This is a genomic window from Flavobacterium sp. LB2P53, from assembly GCF_003970305.1.
Lineage (GTDB): Bacteria > Bacteroidota > Bacteroidia > Flavobacteriales > Flavobacteriaceae > Flavobacterium.
In genome coordinates this window covers 1-5,530 of the sequence record NZ_RYDG01000019.1, presented here as the reverse complement: position 1 = coordinate 5,530, position 5,530 = coordinate 1, and the positions used below count along the sequence as shown (strand labels likewise).

Here is a 5,530-nt window from a genome sequence, read left to right as displayed (position 1 = left end):
AGAAGTTCTTTAAAATACTGGCAAGTTACTTAGATCAAAAGGAAAATTTATTTTCAAAAAAAGATTTGATAAAGCTTGTGAGAATAGAAAACGGATGTTACCTTTGCACCCCGCAAAACGCGCAATGTTCCTTGATAGATTGATAAGAAAAGCAGAAGAAAGGGATATAAAAATTATCTCAAAAAAACTTCACATTTTTCTTGTTAGTTAAAAAGAAAGTTGTACTTTTGCACCCGCTTCGAGAAACGCTATAACAAGTGTTGATAGAGGTGATAGAAATAAAAGAACACGTTCCTAGACATATTGAATTGACAGCCGTCTTGTCCAAAAGACAAGACAAAAGAATAAGAGTAATAGAATTGAGAGATTTGAAAAAACCACTAGAATTTAGTCGCATAAACAAAGAGAACAGATTTATCTGAACTCACAAATATACGATGAAGAGTTTGATCCTGGCTCAGGATGAACGCTAGCGGCAGGCTTAACACATGCAAGTCGAGGGGTATGTTTCTTCGGAGACAGAGACCGGCGCACGGGTGCGTAACGCGTATGCAATCTACCTTTCACAGAGGGATAGCCCAGAGAAATTTGGATTAATACCTCATAGTATAGTACCTTGGCATCAAGGAACTATTAAAGTCACAACGGTGAAAGATGAGCATGCGTCCCATTAGCTAGTTGGTATGGTAACGGCATACCAAGGCAACGATGGGTAGGGGTCCTGAGAGGGAGATCCCCCACACTGGTACTGAGACACGGACCAGACTCCTACGGGAGGCAGCAGTGAGGAATATTGGACAATGGGCGCAAGCCTGATCCAGCCATGCCGCGTGCAGGATGACGGTCCTATGGATTGTAAACTGCTTTTATACGAGAAGAAACCCTGCTACGTGTAGCAGCTTGACGGTATCGTAAGAATAAGGATCGGCTAACTCCGTGCCAGCAGCCGCGGTAATACGGAGGATCCAAGCGTTATCCGGAATCATTGGGTTTAAAGGGTCCGTAGGCGGTCAGATAAGTCAGTGGTGAAAGCCCATCGCTCAACGGTGGAACGGCCATTGATACTGTCTGACTTGAATTATTAGGAAGTAACTAGAATATGTAGTGTAGCGGTGAAATGCTTAGAGATTACATGGAATACCAATTGCGAAGGCAGGTTACTACTAATATATTGACGCTGATGGACGAAAGCGTGGGTAGCGAACAGGATTAGATACCCTGGTAGTCCACGCCGTAAACGATGGATACTAGCTGTTGGGAGCAATTTCAGTGGCTAAGCGAAAGTGATAAGTATCCCACCTGGGGAGTACGTTCGCAAGAATGAAACTCAAAGGAATTGACGGGGGCCCGCACAAGCGGTGGAGCATGTGGTTTAATTCGATGATACGCGAGGAACCTTACCAAGGCTTAAATGTAGATTGACCGTTTTGGAAACAGAACTTTCGCAAGACAATTTACAAGGTGCTGCATGGTTGTCGTCAGCTCGTGCCGTGAGGTGTCAGGTTAAGTCCTATAACGAGCGCAACCCCTGTTGTTAGTTGCCAGCGAGTGAAGTCGGGAACTCTAACAAGACTGCCAGTGCAAACTGCGAGGAAGGTGGGGATGACGTCAAATCATCACGGCCCTTACGCCTTGGGCTACACACGTGCTACAATGGACGGTACAGAGAGCAGCCACTGGGTGACCAGGAGCGAATCTACAAAACCGTTCTCAGTTCGGATCGGAGTCTGCAACTCGACTCCGTGAAGCTGGAATCGCTAGTAATCGGATATCAGCCATGATCCGGTGAATACGTTCCCGGGCCTTGTACACACCGCCCGTCAAGCCATGGAAGCTGGGGGTGCCTGAAGTCGGTGACCGCAAGGAGCTGCCTAGGGTAAAACTGGTAACTAGGGCTAAGTCGTAACAAGGTAGCCGTACCGGAAGGTGCGGCTGGAACACCTCCTTTCTAGAGCCTTAGTGTTAGTAGTAATACACGCTAGGGAAAGAAGACTAAATATCGAAAAGGAAACAAATATTGACATTATATTACTCTTGCTGTTAGTTCAAATAATATTACAGTCGTAAAGTTGTAAAGTCCAATGTCAAAAGTCAAGTACTTTCGACTTTAAGACCTTCGGCTTTAGACATAAGTATAAAGAGTGTCTCGTAGCTCAGCTGGTTAGAGTACTACACTGATAATGTAGGGGTCGACAGTTCGAGTCTGTCCGAGACAACTATTTAACTTAAAAAAAGAAGAAATTCTAGAGTTGAGAAATCGCGATATATCGTTATTGGTAATTCACAATTCATAATTAAAAAAGATTGGGGAATTAGCTCAGCTGGCTAGAGCGCCTGCCTTGCACGCAGGAGGTCAACGGTTCGACTCCGTTATTCTCCACAAAAAGAGTGATCAGCTTACAGTGATCAGTACTCAGTTTCGACTGAATACTAAAAACTGAACACTGAACACTACTTTAAAGTTCATTGACATATTGAGATAAGAAAATAATAAAAAGTAGAAAGCATTTTTTGCTTGTTTATTTATAGACAAGTGAAAGAAACGGCATTCTTAATTGAATGTTGGTACAATAAGCAAAATAAGGGCGTATGGGGGATGCCTTGGCTCTCAGAGGCGATGAAGGGCGTGATAAGCTGCGAAAAGCTGCGGGGATTGGCACACACGATATGATCCGTAGATACCCGAATGGGGCAACCCACTATGTTGAAGACATAGTACACCGATAGGTGGGCAAACCCGCTGAACTGAAACATCTAAGTAGGCGGAGGAGAAGAAAACAAAAGTGATTCCGTAAGTAGTGGCGAGCGAACGCGGATTAGCCCAAACCAAAGATGTTACGGCATTTTTGGGGTTGTAGGACCACGATATTTGTTGCGGATAGAATTAGAATCTACTGGAAAGTAGGGCCAAAGAAGGTGATAGCCCTGTATAAGTAATAGAAGATAACGATAGTGGTATCCTGAGTAGGGCGGGACACGAGAAATCCTGTCTGAATTTGGCGGGACCATCCGCTAAGGCTAAATACTCCTGAGAGACCGATAGTGAACCAGTACCGTGAGGGAAAGGTGAAAAGAACCGTGAATAACGGAGTGAAATAGATCCTGAAACCATACGCTTACAAGCGGTCGGAGCCCTTTCGTGGGGTGACGGCGTGCCTTTTGCATAATGAGCCTACGAGTTAACGTTGCTGGCAAGGATAAGTGGTTAAGCCACGGATCCGTAGCGAAAGCGAGTCTGAATAGGGCGCTTTAGTCAGTAGTGTTAGACGCGAAACCGTGTGATCTACCCATGGGCAGGTTGAAGCTGTGGTAACACATAGTGGAGGACCGAACCGGTTGACGTTGAAAAGTCTTCGGATGACCTGTGGGTAGGGGTGAAAGGCCAATCAAACTCGGAAATAGCTCGTACTCCCCGAAATGCATTTAGGTGCAGCGTTATGGTTAAAGTTATATAGAGGTAGAGCTACTGATTGGATGCGGGGGCTTCACCGCCTACCAATTCCTGACAAACTCCGAATGCTATATAATGTTTCATAACAGTGAGGGCTTGGGTGCTAAGGTCCAAGTCCGAGAGGGAAAGAACCCAGACCATCAGCTAAGGTCCCCAAATATACGCTAAGTTGAAAGAACGAGGTTTGTCTGCCCAGACAGCTAGGATGTTGGCTTGGAAGCAGCCATTCATTTAAAGAGTGCGTAACAGCTCACTAGTCGAGCGGACGAGCATGGATAATAATCGGGCATAAGCGTATTACCGAAGCTATGGATTTACAATTAATTGTAAGTGGTAGGGGAGCATTCTCACAGGGTAGAAGGTGTATCGTAAGGTATGCTGGACCGGTGAGAAAAGAAAATGTAGGCATAAGTAACGATAATGCGGGCGAGAAACCCGCACACCGAAAGACTAAGGTTTCCACAGCTATGCTAATCAGCTGTGGGTTAGTCGGGACCTAAGGCGAACCCGAAAGGGACAGTCGATGGACAACGGGTTAATATTCCCGTACTAGTTATTACTGTGATGGGGTGACGGAGTGATGAAAGCGCCGCGAACTGACGGAATAGTTCGTTGAAGTACCTACCTATAAGCTGCGCAGGCAAATCCACGCGGCTTGGGGAAATACGATAGTACTCGGAGACTTCGGTTGAAGAGATAGTGCGCCTAAGGGCTTCCAAGAAAAACCTCTAAACTTCAGGTAATAAGTACCCGTACCGCAAACCGACACAGGTAGTCGAGGAGAGAATCCTAAGGTGCTCGAGAGATTCATGGCTAAGGAATTAGGCAAAATAGACCCGTAACTTCGGGAGAAGGGTCGCCTCGTAGCAATACGAGGCCGCAGTGAAGAGGTCCAGGCGACTGTTTATCAAAAACACAGGGCTCTGCAAAATCGTAAGATGAAGTATAGGGCCTGACACCTGCCCGGTGCTGGAAGGTTAAGTGGAGATGTTATCTTCGGAGAAGCATTGAAATGAAGCCCCAGTAAACGGCGGCCGTAACTATAACGGTCCTAAGGTAGCGAAATTCCTTGTCGGGTAAGTTCCGACCTGCACGAATGGTGTAACGATCTGGACACTGTCTCAGCCATGAGCTCGGTGAAATTGTAGTAGCGGTGAAGATGCCGCTTACCCGCAGTGGGACGAAAAGACCCTGTGCACCTTTACTATAGCTTAGTATTGACCTTGGATAAATGATGTGTAGGATAGGTTGGAGACTGTGAAGTGGCGTCGCTAGGCGTTGTGGAGTCATTGTTGAAATACAACCCTTTGTTTATCTAGGGCCTAACCCCGCTTTGCGGGGGACATTGCTTGGTGGGTAGTTTGACTGGGGTGGTCGCCTCCAAAAGAGTAACGGAGGCTTCTAAAGGTTCCCTCAGTACGCTTGGTAACCGTGCGTAGAGTGCAATGGCATAAGGGAGCTTGACTGAGAGACATACAGGTCGATCAGGTACGAAAGTAGAGCATAGTGATCCGGTGGTTCCGCATGGAAGGGCCATCGCTCAAAGGATAAAAGGTACGCCGGGGATAACAGGCTGATCTCCCCCAAGAGCTCATATCGACGGGGGGGTTTGGCACCTCGATGTCGGCTCGTCACATCCTGGGGCTGGAGAAGGTCCCAAGGGTTGGGCTGTTCGCCCATTAAAGTGGCACGCGAGCTGGGTTCAGAACGTCGTGAGACAGTTCGGTCTCTATCTACTGTGGGCGCAAGAAATTTGAGTGGATCTGATTCTAGTACGAGAGGACCGAATTGGACAAACCTCTAGTGTATCTGTTGTCACGCCAGTGGCATCGCAGAGTAGCTACGTTTGGAAGGGATAAGCGCTGAAAGCATATAAGCGCGAAACCCACCACAAGATGAGATTTCTTTTAAGGGTCGTAGGAGATGACTACGTTGATAGGCTATAGATGTAAAGGCAGTAATGTCATAGTCGAGTAGTACTAATAACCCGTAAGCTTATGTACGCTTTTCCTGCCGAGCAATCGGCAGGAAGAAACTTTCTAATACTTTTTATTTTCTTTATCTCAGTATGTTAAGATA

General features: G+C 46.5%; 2 tRNA genes and 2 rRNA genes. All 4 read left to right on the top strand.

Going from position 1 to position 5,530, the window contains the following annotated elements:
* Positions 1–434: 434 nt before the first annotated feature.
* Positions 435–1,948, top strand: a 16S ribosomal RNA gene (locus tag EKL95_RS14780).
* A gap of 194 nt (positions 1,949–2,142) precedes the next feature.
* Positions 2,143–2,216, top strand: a tRNA-Ile gene (locus EKL95_RS14775).
* Positions 2,217–2,306: 90 nt separating this feature from the next.
* Positions 2,307–2,380, top strand: a tRNA-Ala gene (locus EKL95_RS14770).
* 188 nt (positions 2,381–2,568) lie between these two features.
* Positions 2,569–5,454: ribosomal RNA gene (locus EKL95_RS14765) — 23S ribosomal RNA — on the top strand.
* The 16S and 23S rRNA genes sit together here with 2 tRNA genes alongside, the layout of an rRNA operon.
* Positions 5,455–5,530 lie beyond the last annotated feature (76 nt).